15 protein-coding genes and 1 tRNA gene are annotated in these 20,708 nt (G+C 68.1%); 13 read left to right on the top strand and 3 right to left on the bottom strand.

What is annotated here, in order from left to right; all coding sequences use genetic code 11:
* Window positions 1-38 precede the first annotated feature (38 nt).
* The 3 genes from ACIQV3_RS06300 (at window position 39) to ACIQV3_RS06290 (ending at window position 2,097) form a co-directional block, all read left to right on the top strand.
* Complete coding sequence (locus tag ACIQV3_RS06300; protein WP_403710282.1) at window positions 39-491, top strand: DUF3291 domain-containing protein; 453 nt, start codon at window positions 39-41, stop codon at window positions 489-491.
* Window positions 492-607: 116 nt separating this feature from the next.
* Window positions 608-1,663 carry a UDP-N-acetylmuramate dehydrogenase gene (locus tag ACIQV3_RS06295; protein WP_403710280.1) on the top strand — a complete coding sequence of 352 codons (1,056 nt, stop codon included), beginning with the start codon at window positions 608-610 and terminating at the stop codon, window positions 1,661-1,663.
* Between the two features lie 17 nt (window positions 1,664-1,680).
* Complete coding sequence (locus tag ACIQV3_RS06290) at window positions 1,681-2,097, top strand: hypothetical protein (protein ID WP_403710278.1); 417 nt, start codon at window positions 1,681-1,683, stop codon at window positions 2,095-2,097.
* 14 nt (window positions 2,098-2,111) lie between these two features.
* Here ACIQV3_RS06290 and ACIQV3_RS06285 read toward each other — a convergent pair whose 3' ends face one another.
* Both ACIQV3_RS06285 and ACIQV3_RS06280 read right to left on the bottom strand, forming a co-directional pair.
* A complete protein-coding gene (locus ACIQV3_RS06285; RefSeq protein WP_383948076.1) occupies window positions 2,112-3,131 on the bottom strand; it encodes an adenosine deaminase in 1,020 nt (339 codons plus the stop codon).
* Window positions 3,132-3,320: 189 nt separating this feature from the next.
* Entirely contained in the window at window positions 3,321-4,547 is a 1,227-nt protein-coding gene (locus tag ACIQV3_RS06280) for a pyridoxal phosphate-dependent aminotransferase (RefSeq protein WP_266955932.1), read from the bottom strand.
* 191 nt (window positions 4,548-4,738) lie between these two features.
* Here ACIQV3_RS06280 and ACIQV3_RS06275 point away from each other — a divergent pair.
* From ACIQV3_RS06275 to ACIQV3_RS06230, 10 genes are all read left to right on the top strand, one after another.
* A tRNA-Trp gene (locus ACIQV3_RS06275) sits at window positions 4,739-4,811 on the top strand.
* Window positions 4,812-4,918: 107 nt separating this feature from the next.
* A complete protein-coding gene (secE, locus tag ACIQV3_RS06270; RefSeq protein WP_030298162.1) occupies window positions 4,919-5,200 on the top strand; it encodes a preprotein translocase subunit SecE in 282 nt (93 codons plus the stop codon).
* 84 nt (window positions 5,201-5,284) lie between these two features.
* Entirely contained in the window at window positions 5,285-6,238 is a 954-nt protein-coding gene (nusG, locus tag ACIQV3_RS06265; RefSeq protein ID WP_403710275.1) for a transcription termination/antitermination protein NusG, read from the top strand.
* A 171-nt stretch (window positions 6,239-6,409) separates the two neighbouring features.
* On the top strand, window positions 6,410-6,844 hold the full coding sequence (rplK, locus tag ACIQV3_RS06260; protein ID WP_053682632.1) for a 50S ribosomal protein L11: 435 nt from the start codon (window positions 6,410-6,412) through the stop codon (window positions 6,842-6,844).
* A gap of 86 nt (window positions 6,845-6,930) precedes the next feature.
* Window positions 6,931-7,659 (top strand): 50S ribosomal protein L1, encoded by a 729-nt coding sequence (gene rplA, locus ACIQV3_RS06255; protein ID WP_266905482.1) that lies wholly within the window; start codon window positions 6,931-6,933, stop codon window positions 7,657-7,659.
* A gap of 167 nt (window positions 7,660-7,826) precedes the next feature.
* Window positions 7,827-8,705, top strand: a complete 879-nt coding sequence (locus ACIQV3_RS06250; protein ID WP_403710272.1) for an LppX_LprAFG lipoprotein — start codon at window positions 7,827-7,829, stop codon at window positions 8,703-8,705.
* A gap of 282 nt (window positions 8,706-8,987) precedes the next feature.
* Entirely contained in the window at window positions 8,988-9,518 is a 531-nt protein-coding gene (gene rplJ, locus ACIQV3_RS06245) for a 50S ribosomal protein L10 (RefSeq protein WP_215023401.1), read from the top strand.
* Between the two features lie 110 nt (window positions 9,519-9,628).
* Entirely contained in the window at window positions 9,629-10,009 is a 381-nt protein-coding gene (rplL, locus tag ACIQV3_RS06240) for a 50S ribosomal protein L7/L12 (protein ID WP_403710270.1), read from the top strand.
* A gap of 599 nt (window positions 10,010-10,608) precedes the next feature.
* Window positions 10,609-14,091, top strand: coding sequence for a DNA-directed RNA polymerase subunit beta (gene rpoB / locus ACIQV3_RS06235; RefSeq protein ID WP_403710268.1), 3,483 nt, complete (start codon window positions 10,609-10,611; stop codon window positions 14,089-14,091).
* 97 nt (window positions 14,092-14,188) lie between these two features.
* Window positions 14,189-18,088, top strand: coding sequence for a DNA-directed RNA polymerase subunit beta' (locus ACIQV3_RS06230; RefSeq protein WP_403710266.1), 3,900 nt, complete (start codon window positions 14,189-14,191; stop codon window positions 18,086-18,088).
* Between the two features lie 91 nt (window positions 18,089-18,179).
* Here the strand turns inward: ACIQV3_RS06230 and ACIQV3_RS06225 are convergent, their stop codons facing one another.
* The gene (locus ACIQV3_RS06225; RefSeq protein ID WP_403710264.1) at window positions 18,180-20,645 is read right to left on the bottom strand and encodes a YfhO family protein; all 2,466 of its coding nucleotides are present in this window, start codon (window positions 20,643-20,645) and stop codon (window positions 18,180-18,182) included.
* Window positions 20,646-20,708 lie beyond the last annotated feature (63 nt).

Genomic DNA, 20,708 nt, shown 5'->3' with positions numbered 1-20,708 from the left:
GTTCCGTACGACACGTCACGAGCGAGGAGAGGCCCGTCATGCCCGACATTCCCTGGTCCACGCCCACCCGGCCCGCCCCCGGAGCCGAGGTCTACGTCATGGCTTCCCGCTTCGAGACCGCGAGCCTGAGCGGAGCACTGCGGTTCTTCCTGAAGTCGCCCGGCATCGTCCTGCAGACGCGCAAGGCTTCCGGCGCCCACGGGGTCGCCCTGCGGGCCCGGGTCCTGCGCCGCACCTTCCTGACCCTGTCCGCCTGGGAGGACCGCAGCGCGCTCTACCGCTTCGCGGGCAGCGAACCGCACCGCTCCAGCTCCCGGGCGGCCGCCGCCTACATGAAGGAGGCCGGGTTCGCCTTCTGGACCGTCCCGGCGAGCGAGCTCCCCATCAGCTGGGCCGAGGCGGAGCGCCGCCTCGCCGAGGCGGAGAAGGAGGGGGAGAAGGAGAAGGAGAAGGGAGAGGCGAAGGGAGAGGGGAAGGCAGGGGAGAAGTAGGGGGAGACGGAGGGGCGCGGTTGAGACGGGCCGATCCGGCCCCGTACGGCCCTGCGATGCGCGTACGGTCCGTGGCCCCGCCTGCTCGGCGGGACGCGGACCGTACTCTTGTCCACGTGCAGGAACTCCACGACGCCCCCCTCGCCCCGCTGACCACCTTCCGGCTCGGCGGCCCCGCCGCCCGGCTGGTCACCGCGACCACCGACGCCGAGGTCGTCGCCACCGTGCGCGCCGCGGACGCAAGCGGCACCCCGCTCCTGGTCATCGGAGGCGGCAGCAACCTGGTCATCGGCGACCAGGGCTTCGACGGTACCGCCCTGCGGATCGCGACCACCGGGTTCGTGCTCGACGGGACCCGGCTGGAGCTCGCCGCCGGCGAGAACTGGAGCGAGGCCGTAGCCCGCGTGGTCGACGCCGGGCTCGCGGGCATCGAATGCCTCGCCGGGATCCCCGGCTCGGCCGGTGCCACCCCGATCCAGAACGTCGGGGCGTACGGCCAGGAGGTCTGCGACACGATCACCGAGGTCGTCGCCTACGACCGCACGCTCGGCGAGACGGTCACGCTCTCGGCCGCCGACTGCGCGTTCTCGTACCGCGACAGCCTCTTCAAGCACCGGCCCGACCGGTACGTCGTCCTGCGCGTCCGGTTCGCCCTGGAGGACGCCGGCGGCCTGTCCGCGCCGGTCAAGTACCCCGAGACGGCCCGCGCCCTCGGCGTCGAGGCCGGCGACCGGGTGCCGGCGGCGCAGGCACGGGAGACCGTCCTGCGGCTGCGCGCGGGCAAGGGCATGGTCCTCGACCCCGCCGACCACGACACCTGGTCGGCCGGCTCCTTCTTCCACAATCCGATCCTGAGCGACACGGCGTACTCCGCCTTCCTCGCCCGCGCCCAGGACCGGCTCGGCCCCGACGCCGCCCCGCCCGCGTACCCGGCCGGAGAGGGCCGTACGAAGACCAGCGCGGCCTGGCTGATCGACAAGGCCGGTTTCACCAAGGGCTACGGCGACGGCCCCGCCCGCATCTCCACCAAGCACACCCTCGCCCTCACCAACCGGGGCGAGGCCACCACCGAAGACCTCCTGGCCCTGGCCCGCGAGGTGGTCGCGGGCGTCCACGCGGCCTTCGGCGTCACCCTGGTCAACGAGCCGGTGACGGTCGGCGTCAGCATCTGAGGAGTCCCGGCCCGCCCATGCTCTGTCCCCTGCACGGGGCCGGTACGGACCCCACCCGGCTGGTGGGACGCACGATCCGAAGGGTCGTCGCGTCCTGGCACATCAGCGACGGCGAACGCTCCGAGGCGCCCCTCGACGTCTGGCTCTTCGACAGCGACGGGGAGTCCACCCGGATCACCACCGGGTCCGACGCCTGCCTCATCGTGGAATCCGAGGCGCCGCACGAGCCCTGCGACATGGGGGAGTGGGGCCGGATCGAGGTCGGCGAGGACCTCGGGGACCATCCCTTCCTGCGCCACCTCGGCGACACCGTGGAATCGGTCGCCGAGTTCGCGCTGCCCGCGCAGGGCCGCACCCACCTCGAGATCGGCTTCCCGGACGGCGCGCGGGTGCGGGCCGACTGCCACGAGGGCGACCTGCGGCTCACGCGCTGAGGCGCGCCGCCCCCTTACGAGGCGATCCAGTGGTCGATCCCGGCCAGCAGCTTGTCCTGTACGTCCGAGGGCGCCGCGCTGCCGCGCACCGACTGGCGGGCCAGCTCGGCGAGCTCCGCGTCCGTGAAGGCGTGATGCCGGCGGGCGATCTCGTACTGGGCCGCGAGCCGGGACCCGAAGAGCAGCGGGTCGTCCGCACCGAGGGCCATCGGGACCCCGGCCTCGAAGAGAGTGCGCAGCGGGACGTCCTCGTGGCGCTCGTAGACCCCGAGGGCCACGTTGGACGCGGGGCAGACCTCACAGGTGATCTGCCGGTCGGCGAGCCGTTTGAGCAGGCGGGGATCCTCGGCGGCCCGTACGCCGTGCCCGATGCGGGCGGCGTGCAGATCGTCGAGGCAGTCGCGGACGGAGGAGGGGCCGGTGAGCTCGCCGCCGTGCGGGGCCGCGAGCAGCCCGCCCTCGCGGGCGATGGCGAAGGCCCGGTCGAAGTCGCGGGCCATGCCGCGGCGCTCGTCGTTGGAGAGGCCGAAACCGACGATGCCGCGGTCGGCGTAGCGGACGGCGAGGCGGGCCAGGGTGCGGGCGTCCAAGGGGTGCTTCATGCGGTTGGCGGCGATGACGACGCGCATGCCGAGGCCGGTCTCGCGGGAGGCGGCGTCCACGGCGTCGAGGATGATCTCGACGGCCGGGATCATCCCGCCGAGGAGGGGGGCGTAGGAGGTGGGATCCACCTGGATCTCCAGCCAGCCGCTGCCGTCGCGCACGTCCTCCTCCGCTGCCTCGCGGACCAGGCGGCGAATGTCGTCGGGCTCGCGGAGGCAGGAGCGGGCGGCGTCGTAGAGCCGCTGGAAGCGGAACCAGCCGCGTTCGTCCGTGGCGCGGAGCTTCGGTGGCTCGCCGGAGGTGAGGGCGTCCGGGAGGCGGACGCCGTACTTGTCGGCGAGCTCCAGCAGGGTCGACGGGCGCATCGAGCCGGTGAAGTGCAGGTGGAGGTGGGCTTTCGGCAGAAGCGTGAGGTCGCGTACGTGCTCCATTTGTTGATCCTGCCGCACTTGTCACCCGATCGGCAGCCCGATTCCCTGAACGGGTCCTTGCCCGAACGTAAATCCGGGGGGTCGCAGGGGTGCGGGGAGCCGCTGCGCGGGGCGAAGTCCCGGCCGGAAACGCCTGAGCGGCGGCTCCCCGGTGGGGGAGCCGCCGCTCAGGCGTGGCTGCGGGCCGGTCTAGGCCTTGGCCTCCGCGAGGAGCTTCTGGATGCGGGAGACGCCCTCGACCAGGTCCTCGTCGCCCAGGGCGTAGGAGAGGCGGAGGTAACCGGGGGTGCCGAAGGCCTCGCCCGGGACGACCGCGACCTCGGCCTCGTCCAGGATCAGGGCCGCGAGCTCGACGGAGGTCTGCGGGCGCTTGCCGCGGATCTCCTTGCCGAGGACGTCCTTGACCGCCGGGTAGACGTAGAAGGCACCCTCGGGGGTCGGGCAGAAGACGCCGTCGATCTCGTTCAGCATCCGCACCATCGTCTGGCGGCGGCGGTCGAAGGCGGTGCGCATCTCGTGGACGGCGTCCAGGTTGCCCGAGACGGCGGCGAGCGCCGCGACCTGGGCCACGTTGGAGACGTTGGAGGTGGCGTGGGACTGGAGGTTGGTCGCGGCCTTGACCACGTCCTTCGGGCCGATGACCCAGCCCACGCGCCAGCCCGTCATGGCGTACGTCTTGGCGACGCCGTTGACGATGATGCACTTGTCGGCCAGCTCGGGAACGATCGCCGGGAGGGAGACGAACTTCGCGTCGCCGTAGACCAGGTGCTCGTAGATCTCGTCGGTCAGGACCCACAGGCCCTTCTCGACGGCCCAGCGGCCGATCGCCTCGGCGTCGGCCTCGGAGTAGACGGCGCCGGTCGGGTTCGACGGGGAGACGAAGAGGACGACCTTCGTGCGCTCGGTGCGGGCCGCTTCGAGCTGCTCGACGGAGACCCGGTAACCGGTGGTCTCGTCGGCGACGACCTCGACCGGGACACCGCCGGCGAGACGGATCGACTCCGGGTACGTGGTCCAGTACGGGGCCGGGACGATGACCTCGTCACCCGGGTCCAGGATGGCCGCGAACGCCTCGTAGATCGCCTGCTTGCCGCCGTTGGTCACCAGGACCTGGGACGCGTCGACCTCGTAGCCGGAGTCGCGCAGCGTCTTCGCGGCGATGGCGGCCTTCAGCTCGGGCAGACCGCCGGCCGGCGTGTAGCGGTGGTACTTGGGGTTGCGGCAGGCCTCGACCGCGGCGTCGACGATGTAGTCCGGGGTCGGGAAGTCGGGCTCGCCCGCTCCGAAACCGATCACCGGACGACCGGCGGCCTTGAGGGCCTTGGCCTTGGCGTCGACGGCGAGGGTGGCGGATTCGGAGATGGCACCGATACGGGCGGATACGCGGCGCTCGGCGGAAGGCGTTTCAGAGGTCATGCGGCCAATCGTCCCAGACGGGAAACGAGCGCCGCACTCCGTTTCAGTTACCGGACGGCGCCTCTCCGGACGGTGCTGTTCGACGTCAGGGCCCGGACCACGTACACTCAACCGTCGTTGGCCCAAGTCAACCGCTGCAGAGCGTGAGCACACCGTGCACTCGTCTGGATGCGGTAGGTTGGGACACGCAAAGGGTCGTAGCTCAATTGGTAGAGCACTGGTCTCCAAAACCAGCGGTTGGGGGTTCGAGTCCCTCCGGCCCTGCTCCACACTCCTTCTCGGACGTGTGTGCGCAGGTACGTACTTAGATGCAGTGCCGTGCGGCGCAACCGGGCGCGGCTACGGCCACGACCCGGATTCAGGTGAGAGACGTGACGGACGCCCTGGGCTCCATCGACATGCCTGACGCCGAGGATGACACTCGCGAGAAGAAGGCCCGCAAGGGCGGCAAGCGCGGCAAGAAGGGCCCTCTGGGTCGTCTCGCGCTGTTCTACCGCCAGATCGTCGCGGAACTCCGCAAGGTTGTATGGCCCACTCGCAACCAGCTGACGACGTACACCACTGTGGTGATTGTCTTCGTCGTCATCATGATCGGTCTGGTGACCGTGATTGACTATGGGTTCCAGGAAGCCATCAAGTTCGTCTTCGGCTGATCCCCGCGGAGGGCGGCGCCTTGATGGGTGCCGCCCGTTTTCGCATGTTCGACCACCTTTTGTATCCAGGAAGAAGCAGCCACCGTGTCTGACCCGAACCTGAACGCGAGCCCCGACTCCGTCGAGTCCGTCGAGGACGCGCTCGACATCGTCGAGGCTGCAGACGCTGTGGACCCCGACGAGGCCGAGCTCGCCGACGCCGAGGCGGGTGTCGCCGCCGAAGAGGCCGCGCTGCACGTCGAGGGTGAGGTCGACGCCGAGGCCGAGGACGACGCGGAGGCCGAGGAGGCCGACGACGAGTCCGACGAGGACGAGTCCGCCGAGTCCGTCGAGGACGACGCCGACGAAGAGGTCTCCGACGAGGACGCCTCCGACGAGGCCGAGGCCGAGGACGACGCGGAGGCCGAAGAGGCCGAGCCGGTCGACCCCATCCAGGCCCTGCGCGAAGAGCTGCGCCTCCTGCCCGGCGAGTGGTACGTCATCCACACGTACGCCGGCTACGAGAAGCGCGTGAAGGCCAACCTGGAGCAGCGCGCCGTCTCGCTCAACGTCGAGGACTTCATCTACCAGGCCGAGGTGCCCGAGGAAGAGATCGTCCAGATCAAGAACGGCGAGCGCAAGAACGTCCGGCAGAACAAGCTGCCCGGTTACGTTCTCGTCCGCATGGATCTGACGAACGAGTCCTGGGGCGTCGTCCGCAACACCCCGGGCGTCACCGGCTTCGTGGGCAACGCGTACGACCCGTACCCGCTGACCCTGGACGAGATCGTCAAGATGCTCGCCCCGGAGCTGCAGGAGAAGGCCGCCAAGCTGGCAGCGGAAGAGGCCGGTCTGCCGGCGCCCGCCGTCAAGCGCGCCATCGAGGTCCTGGACTTCGAGGTCGGCGACTCGGTCACCGTCACCGACGGCCCGTTCGCGACGCTCCAGGCGACCATCAACGAGATCAACCCGGACTCGAAGAAGGTCAAGGGTCTCGTCGAGATCTTCGGCCGCGAGACCCCGGTCGAGCTCAGCTTCGACCAGATCCAGAAGAACTGATCCACAGCCTTCTGGCACACGCTTCCGGACAGGTCAGATTGCCCCCTCGCGGGCGGTCTGACCTGCTCGGTTTTCAGCCCCGCGCCGATACCCGTTATCGTGGTGCGGTATGCCTCCATCCGGATGACCGGATTGGCGGCGAAAAACTCTCACTAGGACCCGGAGAGAGCAATGCCTCCCAAGAAGAAGAAGATCACGGGGCTTATCAAGCTCCAGATCAAGGCCGGTGCGGCCAACCCGGCTCCGCCGGTCGGCCCCGCGCTCGGTCAGCACGGCGTCAACATCATGGAGTTCTGCAAGGCCTACAACGCCGCGACCGAGTCGCAGCGTGGCATGGTCGTGCCGGTGGAGATCACGGTCTACGACGACCGCTCCTTCACCTTCATCACCAAGACGCCGCCGGCCGCGCGCCTCATCCTGAAGAGCGCCGGCGTGGAGAAGGGCTCTGGCGAGCCGCACAAGACGAAGGTCGCGAAGCTTACGCGTGACCAGGTTCGCGAGATCGCCACGCTCAAGATGCCTGACCTGAACGCCAACGACATCGACGCGGCCGAGAAGATCATCGCCGGCACCGCGCGTTCGATGGGCATCACGGTCGAAGGCTGATTCAGCCACCCCAGCACCACAGTGGTAGGGCCAAGCGCTGGCCCGCACCACGACTCCACACCTGAAGCCACAACACAGGAGCAGAAGTGAAGCGCAGCAAGACTCTCCGCGCTGCGGACGCCAAGGTCGACCGGGAGAAGCTGTACGCCCCGCTCGAGGCCGTCCGTCTCGCCAAGGAGACCTCCGCCACGAAGTTCGACGGCACCGTCGAGGTCGCCTTCCGCCTGGGTGTAGACCCGCGCAAGGCCGACCAGATGGTCCGCGGCACCGTGAACCTCCCGCACGGCACCGGCAAGACCGCCCGGGTCCTGGTCTTCGCGACCGGTGACCGTGCTGCGGCCGCGGAAGCCGCCGGCGCCGACATTGTCGGCGACGACGAGCTCATCAACGAGATCGCCAAGGGCAACCGCCTCAACGAGTTCGACGCCGTTGTCGCCACGCCGGACCTCATGGGCAAGGTCGGCCGCCTCGGCCGCGTGCTCGGTCCCCGTGGCCTGATGCCGAACCCGAAGACCGGCACCGTCACGATGGACGTCGCGAAGGCTGTCACCGAGATCAAGGGTGGCAAGATCGAGTTCCGCGTCGACAAGCACTCGAACCTGCACTTCATCATCGGCAAGGTCTCCTTCTCCGATGAGCAGCTGGTCGAGAACTACGGCGCGGCCCTGGACGAGATCCTTCGTCTGAAGCCGTCCGCCGCGAAGGGCCGCTACATCAAGAAGGCCGCCCTGAGCACCACGATGGGCCCCGGCATCCTGCTGGACCAGAACCGCACCCGGAACCTCCTCGTCGAGGAAGACCCGGCCGCGGTCTGACTGAGCCGGGCCTGACGGCCCGCCTGAGTTGCCCGAACGGGCCCTGCTCCCCCCTTCACGGGGGAGCAGGGCCCGTTCTGCGTTTCGCGCGGAAAATACCGGAGCGACCGGCAGCCCGGCCAGTAGGGTCGGATCTCATCAAACGATCACATCAGGGGTGGGGACTCTTGTTCGCGTACCGCGACGGCAACCGTACGAAGACCGCTGGGGCCGCGCTGGCCGCCGTACTGCTCGTGGGTGGGGCCACGGCCTGCGAGAGCGGCCGGCAGGACGGCACGGGGAAGGCGGCGGCCGGCCAGGGCGCCGCGAAGGGCGCGGTGGAGGTGGTCCCGGCCGCCTACCTGGAGAAGGTGAAGGCGAAGTCGGAGGAGATCACCTCCCTGCGCTACTCGATGACCGGTACCGCGGAGGGCGAGAGGTTCTCCGGTGACGTCTCCCTGCGGATCAAGCCGTCCGTGGCGATGTCGATGAAGATGAGCACCTCGGGCGAGGGCGGCCAGAAGGCCGAGATCCGGCTCGTCGACGAGGCGATGTTCATCGGCGCCGAGGGCAAGTGGATCAAGTTCGACACGAAGACCCTGGACCCGGCCCTGGCGCAGAAGCTGCACAGCGCGGGCGGCACGGCGAACAAGGGCGGCGAGAACCCCGGTGACCGGGCGGGCGAGCTGCTCAAGGCCAAGGACCTCAAGTACGTCGGCGAGGAGAGCATCGACGGGGTGAAGACCAAGCACCTCAGCGGCACGGTCACCCTCGACGACCTGCGGGCCGCGCCGGCCTCCTCGAGCCCCGAGGCCAAGAAGCGCCAGGAGCAGTCCGTCAAGGCTCTGGAGGCGCAGGGCGTCAAGAACCTGACCCTGGACATGTGGATCGACGAGTCGGACCACACCAAGCAGGTCCGCACCCGCGGTGACGCGGCCAAGGGCCCGGTGGACACGACCATCACGTTCCTGGACTACAACCAGCCGGTCGACGTGGCCGCGCCGCCCGCCGACCAGGTCGTGGACCTCGCCGAGATGATGAAGAGCGCGCCGGAGGACCAGGGCTGACCTGGTAGTTCAGGGCCGTGCGGGGCCGTCGGGTGACCGATTTGCTCTGCGCGGCACCGGTCCCGTACTCTTCCGGAGAAGCCAAAGACCGCTGGTCGTTGCCGTGCCTGCAAGGGGGCGGTGGCCGAAGGATCCGCTAACCGCGGACGTCCTGCGCAGGTGTTCAAGGAAAGTTCCCGGAACTCGTTCCGGTTGAGCTACGCCCTGGCGCCTGCGCCGGGGCGTTTCGTGTTTATGCCCCTTCTGAGCGGTCCTCATCACCCGGAAGGAGGCCGACGCACTATGCCGACGCCCAACAAGGCTGCCGCGGTAGCCGAGCTCACGGACCAGTTCCGCGACTCGAACGCCGCCGTGCTGACCGAGTACCGGGGTCTCACCGTCGCGCAGCTCAAGACGCTGCGTCGCTCTCTCGGTGAGAACGCCCAGTACGCCGTGGTGAAGAACACGCTGACCAAGATTGCGGCCAACCAGGCCGGGATCACCGCGCTGGACGAGCACTTCGCTGGTCCCACCGCGGTCGCCTTCATCACCGGTGACCCGGTGGAGTCGGCGAAGAGCCTGCGTGACTTCGCCAAGGAAAACCCGAACCTCATCATCAAGGCGGGTGTCCTTGATGGTAAGGCGCTCACCGCCGATGAGATCAAGAAGCTTGCGGACCTCGAGTCCCGCGAGGTTCTGCTCAGCAAGCTGGCCGGCGCGTTCAAGGGCAAGCAGTCTCAGGCTGCCTCGCTCTTCCAGGCGCTGCCGTCGAAGTTCGTCCGCACTGCGGAAGCGCTTCGCGTCAAGCTCGCCGAGCAGGGCGGTGCCGAGTAATTCGGCTCGCGCACTGATCCACGCCGCCTAGTGCGTGGGTCAAAGCGGGCCGTTACGCCCGCCTCTATATACATCCGGCACCTGCCGATTTAGTGGAAGGATCGCCCATCATGGCGAAGCTCTCTCAGGAAGACCTGCTCGCTCAGTTCGAGGAGCTCACGCTCATCGAGCTCTCCGAGTTCGTGAAGGCGTTCGAGGAGAAGTTCGACGTCACCGCCGCCGCGGCCGTCGCCGTTGCCGGTCCGGGTGCCCCCGCCGCCGCTGAGGCCGTCGAGGAGCAGGACGAGTTCGACGTCATCCTCACCGCCGCCGGTGACAAGAAGATCCAGGTCATCAAGGTCGTCCGCGAGCTGACCTCCCTCGGCCTGAAGGAGGCCAAGGACCTCGTCGACGGCGCTCCGAAGCCCGTCCTCGAGAAGGTCGCCAAGGAGGCCGCTGACAAGGCCGCCGAGACCCTCAAGGCCGCCGGCGCTTCCGTCGAGGTCAAGTAACACCCCTGAGGCCTCTCTGAGGCCTCAACCAAGGGCGATCACCCGTAAGGGTGGTCGCCCTTTGGCGTACCCGGAGTGCCTGATTTGCCCCCGTCTCGTTGGGGAGTAGGGTGATCTTCGTTGCTCTGCGGCAGGGTCCTTCGATGATCCGCTCGGAGCAGGGGGCCTTGACGAACGGGACGCGGCGCGCAATTCTCAGATCCGTCGTGAGATCGGCAGGCCCGATCCGAGATCCGAGGCATGGATCGGGTCCGCATCGGGCATGGATCGACTACGAAGAGGGCAGTACTGCTACGCGCTCTGTATGCGAGCCGGGCAGCACGCACGGTTGACGCACGGTTGTTCAAACGACATGGGGAAGGCCTGTTGCCGGTTTCCGGAAACCTGGTCTGGACATCAGTGAGCCTAGTGGCTACACTGACCCTTTGCGCTGCCTGTTAGCTGCCCCCTGCCCGTCGCCAGGGGCATGCCCACGCATGAGCACACTTGATTGAACGGCCCTGAGCTGGTCCTTTTGACCAGATGGGGGGCGCTTGTCTTCTGTGTCAGCTGGGACCGGTACGCGCGTAGTGAGTCCGAGCCCTCGGAAGGACCCCCTCTTGGCCGCCTCGCGCAACGCCTCGACCAATACGAACAACGGTGCCAGCACCGCCCCGCTGCGCATCTCCTTTGCAAAGATCAAGGAGCCCCTCGAGGTTCCGAACCTCCTGGCGCTGCAGACCGAGAGCTTTGACTGGCTGCTCGGCAACGCCGCCTGGAAGTCTCGCGTCGAGTCGGCGCTTGAGAGCGGACAGGACGTTCCCACCAAGTCCGGTCTGGAAGAGATCTTCGAGGAGATCTCGCCGATCGAGGACTTCTCCGGGTCGATGTCGCTGACGTTCCGCGACCACCGTTTCGAGCCGGCGAAGAACTCGGTCGACGAGTGCAAGGACCGCGACTTCACGTACGCGGCGCCGCTTTTCGTCACTGCCGAGTTCACGAACAACGAGACCGGAGAGATCAAGTCTCAGACGGTCTTCATGGGCGATTTCCCGCTCATGACCAACAAGGGCACCTTCGTCATCAACGGCACCGAGCGTGTCGTCGTGTCGCAGCTCGTCCGTTCCCCCGGTGTCTACTTCGACTCCTCCATCGACAAGACGTCCGACAAGGACATCTTCGCCGCCAAGATCATCCCTTCCCGGGGTGCCTGGCTCGAGATGGAGATCGACAAGCGCGACATGGTCGGTGTTCGCATCGACCGCAAGCGCAAGCAGTCCGTCACCGTTCTCCTGAAGGCTCTCGGCTGGACCACCGAGCAGATCCTCGAGGAGTTCGGCGAGTACGAGTCCATGCGCGCCACCCTGGAGAAGGACCACACCCAGGGCCAGGACGACGCGCTGCTCGACATCTACCGCAAGCTGCGTCCGGGCGAACCGCCGACCCGCGAGGCCGCTCAGACGCTGCTCGAGAACCTCTACTTCAACCCGAAGCGCTACGACCTCGCGAAGGTCGGCCGCTACAAGGTGAACAAGAAGCTCGGCGCGGACGAGCCGCTGGACGCCGGCGTGCTCACCACCGACGACGTCATCGCGACCATCAAGTACCTGGTCAAGCTGCACGCCGGTGAGACCGAGACCGTCGGTGAGTCGGGTCGTTCGATCGTCGTCGAGACCGACGACATCGACCACTTCGGCAACCGTCGTCTGCGCAACGTCGGCGAGCTCATCCAGAACCAGGTCCGTACGGGTCTGGCTCGTATGGAGCGCGTCGTCCGCGAGCGGATGACGACCCAGGACGTCGAGGCGATCACGCCGCAGACCCTGATCAACATCCGGCCGGTCGTCGCCTCCATCAAGGAGTTCTTCGGCACCAGCCAGCTGTCGCAGTTCATGGACCAGAACAACCCGCTGTCGGGTCTCACCCACAAGCGCCGTCTGTCGGCGCTTGGTCCGGGTGGTCTGTCCCGTGAGCGGGCCGGCTTCGAGGTCCGAGACGTTCACCCGTCGCACTACGGCCGCATGTGCCCGATCGAGACCCCTGAAGGTCCGAACATCGGTCTGATCGGCTCGCTCGCGTCCTACGGCCGCGTCAACGCGTTCGGTTTCGTCGAGACCCCGTACCGCAAGGTCATCGAGGGTGTCGTCACCGACGAGGTCGACTACCTGACGGCCGACGAGGAAGACCGCTTCGTCATCGCCCAGGCCAACGCCGGCCTGTCCGACGACATGCGCTTCACCGAGAACCGCGTGCTGGTTCGCCGTCGTGGTGGCGAGATCGACTACATCGCCGGCGACGACGTCGACTACATGGACGTCTCCCCGCGCCAGATGGTGTCCGTCGCGACCGCGATGATCCCCTTCCTGGAGCACGACGACGCCAACCGTGCCCTCATGGGCGCGAACATGATGCGCCAGGCCGTTCCGCTCATCAAGGCGGAGGCGCCGCTCGTCGGCACCGGCATGGAGTACCGCTGTGCGGTCGACGCCGGTGACTCGATCCGTGCGGAGAAGGACGGTGTCGTCCAGGAGGTCTCGGCCGACTACATCACCGTCGCCAACGACGACGGCACGTACACCACGTACCGCGTCGCCAAGTTCTCCCGCTCGAACCAGGGCACCTCGGTCAACCAGAAGGTCATCGTCAACGAGGGTGACCGGATCGTTGAGTCCCAGGTCCTCGCCGACGGTCCTGCGACCGAAGAGGGCGAAATGGCCCTCGGCAAGAACCTGCTCGTGGCGTTCATGCCCTGGGAAGGTCACAACTACGAGGACGCGATCATCCTGTCGCAGCGCCTCGTACAGGACGACGTCCTCTCCTCGATCCACATCGAGGAGCACGAGGTCGATGCCCGTGACACCAAGCTGGGCCCCGAGGAGATCACCCGGGACATCCCGAACGTCTCCGAGGAGGTCCTGGCGGACCTCGACGAGCGCGGCATCATCCGCATCGGTGCGGACGTAGTCGCCGGCGACATCCTGGTCGGAAAGGTCACGCCCAAGGGCGAGACCGAGCTGACCCCGGAAGAGCGCCTGCTCCGCGCGATCTTCGGTGAGAAGGCCCGCGAGGTGCGTGACACCTCGCTCAAGGTTCCTCACGGTGAGATCGGCAAGGTCATCGGTGTCCGCGTCTTCGACCGCGAGGAGGGCGACGAGCTTCCCCCGGGCGTGAACCAGCTGGTCCGCGTCTACGTCGCCCAGAAGCGCAAGATCACCGACGGTGACAAGCTCGCCGGCCGCCACGGCAACAAGGGTGTCATCTCCAAGATCCTTCCGATCGAGGACATGCCCTTCCTTGAGGACGGCACGCCGGTCGACATCATCCTGAACCCGCTGGGTGTCCCGTCCCGAATGAACCCGGGACAGGTCCTGGAGATCCACCTCGGCTGGCTCGCCAGCCGCGGCTGGGACGTCTCCGGCCTCGCGGAGGAGTGGGCCGAGCGACTGAAGGTCATCGGCGCCGACCGCGTCGAGCCCGGCACCAACGTCGCCACCCCGGTGTTCGACGGTGCCCGCGAGGACGAGATCTCCGGCCTCTTCGAGCACACGATCCCGAACCGCGACGGGGACCGCCTGGTCCTCCCGACCGGCAAGGCGCACCTGTTCGACGGCCGCTCCGGCGAGCCGTTCCCGGAGCCGGTCTCGGTCGGCTACATGTACATCCTGAAGCTCCACCACCTGGTCGATGACAAGCTCCACGCTCGGTCGACCGGTCCGTACTCGATGATCACGCAGCAGCCGCTGGGTGGTAAGGCGCAGTTCGGTGGCCAGCGCTTCGGTGAGATGGAGGTGTGGGCGCTTGAGGCTTATGGCGCCGCTTACGCCCTCCAGGAGCTCCTGACCATCAAGTCCGATGACGTGACCGGCCGCGTGAAGGTCTACGAGGCCATCGTCAAGGGCGAGAACATCCCCGAGCCGGGCATTCCCGAGTCCTTCAAGGTGCTCATCAAGGAAATGCAGTCGCTCTGCCTCAACGTGGAGGTGCTGTCCTCGGACGGCATGTCCATCGAGATGCGCGACACCGACGAGGACGTCTTCCGCGCGGCGGAGGAGCTCGGTATCGACCTGTCCCGGCGTGAGCCGAGCAGCGTCGAAGAGGTCTGACGGGCCTGACGGGGGGCTCGCTCAAGAGCCCCCCGTCATCCCCGGGACCGTTCAGACCATGATTGAGACTCGACCCCGAAAGAGGGATTGACGCACAGTGCTCGACGTCAACTTCTTCGACGAGCTGCGGATCGGCCTTGCCACCGCGGACGACATCCGAACCTGGTCCCACGGCGAGGTCAAGAAGCCGGAGACCATCAACTACCGCACCCTCAAGCCCGAGAAGGACGGACTCTTCTGCGAGAAGATCTTCGGTCCGACCCGGGACTGGGAGTGCTACTGCGGCAAGTACAAGCGTGTCCGCTTCAAGGGCATCATCTGTGAGCGTTGTGGCGTCGAAGTCACGCGCGCCAAGGTGCGTCGCGAGCGGATGGGCCACATCGAGCTTGCCGCTCCCGTCACCCACATCTGGTACTTCAAGGGCGTCCCGTCGCGCCTCGGATACCTGCTGGACCTCGCGCCGAAGGACCTCGAAAAGGTCATCTACTTCGCCGCGTACATGATCACGTTCGTGGACGACGAGCGCCGCACCCGCGACCTCCCGTCCCTGGAGGCGCACGTCTCCGTCGAGCGCCAGCAGATCGAGAACCGACGCGACTCGGACCTCGAAGGCCGTGCCAAGAAGCTCGAGACCGACCTGGCCGAGCTCGAGGCCGAGGGCGCGAAGGCCGACGTACGCCGCAAGGTGCGCGAAGGTGCCGAGCGCGAGATGAAGCAGCTCCGTGACCGCGCCCAGCGCGAGATCGACCGCCTCGACGAGGTGTGGGCCCGCTTCAAGAACCTCAAGGTCCAGGACCTCGAGGGCGACGAGCTGCTCTACCGCGAGCTGCGCGACCGCTTCGGTACGTACTTCGACGGCTGCATGGGCGCCGCGGCGCTCCAGAAGCGTCTGGAGTCCTTCGACCTCGACGAAGAGGCCGAGCGCCTCCGCGAGATCATCCGTACCGGCAAGGGACAGAAGAAGACCCGTGCGCTCAAGCGCCTCAAGGTCGTCTCCGCGTTCCTGCAGACCAGCAACAAGCCCAAGGGCATGGTTCTGGACTGCGTGCCGGTGATCCCGCCGGACCTGCGTCCGATGGTGCAGCTGGACGGTGGCCGCTTCGCGACCTCCGACCTGAACGACCTGTACCGCCGCGTGATCAACCGCAACAACCGTCTGAAGCGCCTTCTCGACCTCGGTGCCCCCGAGATCATCGTGAACAACGAGAAGCGCATGCTTCAGGAGGCCGTCGACGCCCTCTTCGACAACGGTCGTCGTGGTCGTCCGGTGACCGGTCCCGGTAACCGCCCGCTGAAGTCCCTGAGCGACATGCTCAAGGGCAAGCAGGGTCGTTTCCGTCAGAACCTTCTCGGCAAGCGCGTGGACTACTCCGCGCGTTCCGTGATCGTCGTCGGTCCCCAGCTGAAGCTGCACCAGTGTGGTCTGCCCAAGGCCATGGCGCTGGAGCTCTTCAAGCCGTTCGTGATGAAGCGCCTGGTCGACCTGAACCACGCGCAGAACATCAAGTCGGCGAAGCGCATGGTCGAGCGCGGCCGCACGGTCGTCTACGACGTGCTCGAAGAGGTCATCGCCGAGCACCCGGTTCTGCTGAACCGTGCGCCCACGCTGCACCGCCTCGGCATCCAGGCCTTCGAGCCCCAGCTGGTCGAAGGCAAGGCCATCCAGATCCACCCGCTCGTCTGCACCGCGTTCAACGCGGACTTCGACGGTGACCAGATGGCCGTGCACCTGCCGCTTTCGGCAGAGGCGCAGGCCGAGGCCCGCATCCTGATGCTGTCCTCGAACAACATCCTGAAGCCGGCGGACGGTCGTCCCGTCACCATGCCGACCCAGGACATGGTGCTGGGTCTGTTCTTCCTCACCACCGACGGCGAGCTCCGTGACGTCAAGGGCGAGGGCCGTGCGTTCGGCTCGACCGCCGAGGCGACCATGGCGTTCGACAACGGCGAGCTGGCTCTCCAGTCGGCCGTGGACATCCGCTTCCCGGTGGGCACCATCCCGCCGCGCGGCTGGGTGCACCCGGTCGCCGAGGAAGGCGAGCAGGAGTTCCAGGCGGGCGACAGCTTCCGTCTGAGGACGACCCTGGGTCGCGCGCTCTTCAACGAGCTGCTGCCCGAGGACTACCCGTTCGTCGACTACTCGGTGGGCAAGAAGCAGCTCTCCGAGATCGTCAACGACCTGGCGGAGCGCTACCCCAAGGTGATCGTGGCGGCGACGCTCGACAACCTGAAGGCGGCCGGCTTCCACTGGGCGACCCGTTCGGGCGTCACCGTGGCCATCTCCGACGTCGTCGTGCCCGAGGCCAAGAAGGCCATCGTCAAGGGCTACGAGGAGCTGGACGAGAAGGTCCAGAAGCAGTACGAGCGCGGTCTGATCACCAAGGACGAGCGCACGCAGGAGCTCATCGCGATCTGGACCAAGGCGACCAACGAGGTTGCCGAGGCGATGAACGCGAACTTCCCCAAGACGAACCCCATCTTCATGATGGTTGACTCGGGTGCCCGAGGAAACATGATGCAGATGCGACAGATCGCCGGTATGCGTGGTCTGGTGTCGAACGCGAAGAACGAGACCATCCCGCGTCCGATCAAGGCGTCCTTCCGTGAGGGCCTCACCGTTCTGGAGTACTTCATCTCCACGCACGGTGCCCGTAAGGGTCTGGCGGACACCGCCCTGCGTACCGCCGACTCGGGTTACCTCACCCGTCGTCTGGTGGACGTCTCGCAGGACGTCATCATCCGCGAGGAGGACTGCGGCACCGAGCGCGGCCTGAAGCTGAAGATCGCCGTTCGCGGCGAGGACGGCGCGCTGCGCAAGGCCGACGACGTCGAGACCTCGATCTACGCCCGCATGCTGGCCGAGGACGTCGTCATCGACGGCAAGGTCATCGCGCCGGCCAACGTCGACCTCGGTGACGTGCTCATCGACGCCCTGGTCGCCAACGGCGTCGAGGAGGTCAAGACCCGCTCGGTCCTGACCTGTGAGTCCGCGGTCGGCACCTGTGCCTTCTGCTACGGACGCTCGCTCGCCACCGGCAAGCTGGTCGACATCGGTGAGGCGGTCGGCATCATCGCCGCCCAGTCCATCGGTGAGCCCGGTACCCAGCTGACGATGCGTACCTTCCACACCGGTGGTGTGGCCGGTGACGACATCACGCAGGGTCTGCCGCGTGTCGTCGAGCTCTTCGAGGCCCGTACCCCGAAGGGTGTCGCCCCGATCTCCGAGGCCGCCGGCCGCGTGCGGATCGAGGAGACGGAGAAGACGAAGAAGATCGTCATCACTCCGGACGACGGCAGCGAGGAGACGGCCTTCCCGATCTCCAAGCGCGCCAAGGTCATCGTCGGCGAGGGCGACCACGTCGAGGTCGGCCAGAAGCTGACCATGGGTGCCACCAACCCGCACGACGTGCTGCGCATCCTCGGCCAGCGTGCGGTCCAGGTCCACCTGGTCGGCGAAGTCCAGAAGGTCTACAACTCGCAGGGCGTGTCGATCCACGACAAGCACATCGAGATCATCATCCGGCAGATGCTGCGCCGCGTGACGATCATCGAGTCCGGCGACGCGGAGCTCCTGCCGGGCGAGCTGGTCGAGCGGTCGAAGTTCGAGACCGAGAACCGTCGTGTGGTCACCGAGGGCGGTCACCCCGCCTCCGGCCGTCCGCAGCTGATGGGTATCACCAAGGCCTCGCTCGCGACCGAGTCCTGGCTGTCGGCGGCGTCCTTCCAGGAGACGACCAGGGTTCTGACGGACGCGGCGATCAACGCCAAGTCCGACTCCCTGATCGGCCTCAAGGAGAACGTCATCATCGGTAAGCTCATCCCGGCCGGTACGGGCCTCGCCCGCTACCGCAACATCCGGGTCGAGCCGACCGAGGAAGCCAAGGCCGCGATGTACTCGGCCGTCGGCTACGACGACATCGACTACTCGCCCTTCGGCACCGGCTCCGGCCAGGCTGTCCCGCTGGAGGACTACGACTACGGCCCGTACAACGGCTGAGTTCGTTAGCTGGTACGAAGAAGCCCCCCGCCGCTCCGAGAGGAGCGGCGGGGGGCTTCTTCGCGTCCTGGGTCAGGCACAGCTGGGTCGGTCAGGTCCGCCGGCGGCGGCGCAGGCCCGTGACGGTGACCGAGGCCAGGGCCAGGAGGGCGAGGGTGGCGCCGGCCAGGCCGGGGGTGAGGCCCTGGGGGGTGAAGGTGCAGGAGAGCTTGTTCGTGTTCGGGGGGATGTCCAGGGAGACCAGGCCGTGGAAGCTCTTGACCGGGGCCGAGCACTGCCAGCCGGGGACGGCGGTCATCGCGAAGACGGCGGTGCCGGAGGCCCCCTTCGGGAGGGTGGCCTCGATGCCGTGGCCGCCCGCGGTGACGTGGGTTGCGCCCGTGACCGTGAGGCGGCCCACCGTCGTGGCGAGCGCGGCCCGGTCCAGGCAGCCGACGGGGTGCGCGCCCGCGGTGCCGCCCCGGGTACGGGTCCGTACGGTGACGTCGACCCGGCCGGAGGCGGGGACCTCGCCGAGACGGACGACCCCGGCCGTGCGGTCCGCCAGGGGCTTCTCGGCGCCTGCGAAGGCGACGGTGCCGTACAGCTGGGGCGAGTACCAGAAGGCTTCGGAGCCCGGGGTGCACGTGGCGGTGTACCGCTGCTTCGAGGCGCTGCCGCCCCGGGTGACGGGCGGGACCTGGTAGACGGTGGCGCCGAGGACCTGCTCTTGGTGGGCGTAGACGCTGGCCGGGGGGTTGGGGGAGGCGTACGGGGCGCTGCGGACGGTGACCAGGGGCGGGGCGGGGAAGGTGCGGGCCGTCCAGCTGTTCTTCTCGGGACCCGGTTCGGTGCGGGCGCCGATCGAGAAGATCGCGTCCAGGACGGGGTTGTCGGCGCCGAAGAAGGTGCGGCCGTCGTTCGTGTAGCCGTAGCCGAGGGGTTCGAGGGCCTTGTACGTGCTCTCGGGGAGGTAGCTGCTGTAGTACTGCGGGCCCTCGGCCCGGAGCGAGAGCGTGTCGTTGTACGAGGTCTGCGGGGTGCCGGAGTCGGTCCGGTAGGCGGGCCAGCCGTCGACCGAGCGGACGGCGTCGAAGTGGTTCGTGATCGACCTGCCGGAGGTGGCGATCGGCTTCGCCCAGCGTTCGCGGGCGCGGCGGGCGTCCGCGTTGACCGCGGCGGCGGTGGATTCGGCGAAGACGACGCCGACCATGAGGACCGCGGCCACGGGGATCAGTACCCGGCGCTTCTCGCCCAGCGCCAGCAGGACCAGGGCGAGGAGCGACACCGCGCCGCCGCCCAGGACGGCCGGCCAGGTGGTGCCGCCGAAGTCGTTGGTGTGGCGGAGCGCGAAGGTCGCGGCGACCAGCAGGGCGGCGGTCAGCGCCAGGTGCGCCGGGCGGGGGCGGTTGGCCAGCGAGAGCCAGGCGATGATCACGAGGATGCCGCTGAAGACGAAGGTCTCGCGGTAGGGGTTGCCGTTCGGTACCGCCAGCCCGTGCCACACGTACTGGGTGGGCGGGAACTGGAAGGAGAGGGCGACGAGCAGGGCCGCCCCCGCCCACACCAGGCGGGTCCTGCGGGCGACGGCCTTGTTGAGGAGGAAGGACCCGGCCAGGATCAGGCCGAGCGAGGCCACGTACAGGCGCGGGCGGCCGCCCCACAGGTGGGTGCCGGGGAGCATGCCGGTCAGGAAGACCTCGATCCGGACGGGATCGAAGGCGGCCGCCCGGGTGGGCTGGGAGGCTCCGCTGGAGAGGAACGAGGGCAGCAGGAGGGGGAGCGTGAGGAGGATGCCGGTCACGGCGGCGGTCGCGGCCCGCCACGCGGCGCGCAGCCGCTGGGCCCGGGTCAGGTCGAGGACGATCAGGCGGACGGCGAGCAGCACGCAGGCGGCGATCGTCGCCATGATCGCGGTGTAGAAGTTCCCGAACCAGGCGACGGCGACCAGCAGCGCGGCGCCCGGCCAGTGGCGTTCCTCCAGGCACCACTCGACGGCGATGCCCAGGAGCGGGAGCGCGGCCAGGCCCCACATCCACATGGGGATGTACGAGGCGTCGCTGAGGGCCCAGCCGCACAGTCCGTAGACGGCTCCGAGCACGCCGCGCTGCCACCACGGGCCGGGCTGAAGCTTGCCGAGGTAGACGGCCATCAGGGCGGCGGCGGTGCCCATCGTGAGGGGGGTGATCAGGAAGACGGCGAGGTCCACGTGGGCGCGGGGGACCAGGACGGCCAGCCACGAGAAGGGATTGCCGAGGTAGGTGGAGTAGTCGGACAGGAACTGCTGGCCGAAGCCGCCGCGCCAGGTGAAGAGGAGGTCGCCGGCGGACTGGCCGTGGACCAGGTCCCACAGGGCCCGGTGGAAGGGGACGTACTGGTTGGCCTGGTCGTTGATGGCCCGGCCGGTGGTGCCGAAGGGGAAGGTGCCCCGGGCCGCCCAGGACGTGCAGAAGGCGCCCGAGGCGATGAGGAACGCGAGGAGCGGGCCGTAGGAGCGGGTGGCGCGGCGTGGGGCGGGCCGGTCCCGGTCGGGTGGCGGACTGCTCTGCGTCGCGGGCTCGACGGCCAAGGTCCCCAAGGGTCTGCTCCCTGCTGGTCTGCTGTCTGACTAGTGATACATATGGATGGTTTGTCTGACTCG

The sequence above is a fragment of the Streptomyces sp. NPDC099050 genome, assembly GCF_044759865.1.
Classification (GTDB): domain Bacteria; phylum Actinomycetota; class Actinomycetes; order Streptomycetales; family Streptomycetaceae; genus Streptomyces.
Note: the sequence above shows the minus strand (reverse complement) of the source record. Positions and strands in the feature narration are given on the sequence as shown.

Excerpts from the sequence above, each read along its gene's own strand:
- ACIQV3_RS06300 (WP_403710282.1), top strand. The coding sequence starts at position 39 with ATGCCCGACATTCCCTGGTCCACGCCCACCCGGCCCGCCCCCGGAGCC.
- ACIQV3_RS06290 (WP_403710278.1), top strand. The coding sequence starts at position 1,681 with ATGCTCTGTCCCCTGCACGGGGCCGGTACGGACCCCACCCGGCTGGTG.
- ACIQV3_RS06285 (WP_383948076.1), bottom strand. The coding sequence starts at position 3,131 with ATGGAGCACGTACGCGACCTCACGCTTCTGCCGAAAGCCCACCTCCAC.
- ACIQV3_RS06280 (WP_266955932.1), bottom strand. The coding sequence starts at position 4,547 with ATGACCTCTGAAACGCCTTCCGCCGAGCGCCGCGTATCCGCCCGTATC.
- rplK (WP_053682632.1), top strand. The coding sequence starts at position 6,410 with ATGCCTCCCAAGAAGAAGAAGATCACGGGGCTTATCAAGCTCCAGATC.
- rplJ (WP_215023401.1), top strand. The coding sequence starts at position 8,988 with ATGCCGACGCCCAACAAGGCTGCCGCGGTAGCCGAGCTCACGGACCAG.
- rplL (WP_403710270.1), top strand. The coding sequence starts at position 9,629 with ATGGCGAAGCTCTCTCAGGAAGACCTGCTCGCTCAGTTCGAGGAGCTC.